At 35.2% G+C, this 520-nt stretch carries 1 protein-coding gene; it reads right to left on the bottom strand.

Features of this window, described 5'->3' with window-relative positions; all coding sequences use genetic code 11:
* Positions 1 to 35: 35 nt before the first annotated feature.
* Positions 36 to 467: a hypothetical protein gene (locus tag IEZ01_RS34510; protein ID WP_000390052.1), complete on the bottom strand. Its 432-nt coding sequence runs from the start codon at positions 465 to 467 to the stop codon at positions 36 to 38.
* Between the last annotated feature and the right edge of the window lie 53 nt (positions 468 to 520).

Below are 520 nucleotides of genomic sequence, written 5' to 3' on the forward strand. Positions count from 1 at the left end.
AATATTTTCTTTAACATAAAATCTCTTATGCGAAATTACATACCAACTTTAACCACATTGTGGACAGGTTGGAGTTTAGAGATAAGAAAAATTTCTAGAGCATTTGCTAAATAAGCCCTATCACGTTCAAAGCCTATCGTAATGATGGATCCAGCATCTTTTAATCTTGGATCTATCGCAATATATTCAGTTTTATCTTCATTCCATCGGCAATATTTCATTACCCTGGCGCTTAAGCCATTACCACGATAACGGCCAGCACCTCTAGAAGTGCCAACACCGATATAAGTCACTAAATCCCCTTTGATAAACGCATATACACCTTGTTTATCGTAATTAGGAATTTTCCCAAAATTAAAATGTACTGGTGACCATTCAGGAGGCGTTCCTAATAGATCTACATTCCAGTGATGTTCAAAAAATAATTCTGTATTACGTATTAACTCATTAAGTGTTGGATCTTCCACTACTCATCTCTCAAAATTTATAAATTAAAAAGCTTTCGGTCACGCTCATCTGT

The organism is Streptomyces purpureus (assembly GCF_014648195.1).
Taxonomy (GTDB): domain Bacteria; phylum Actinomycetota; class Actinomycetes; order Streptomycetales; family Streptomycetaceae; genus Streptomyces; species Streptomyces purpureus.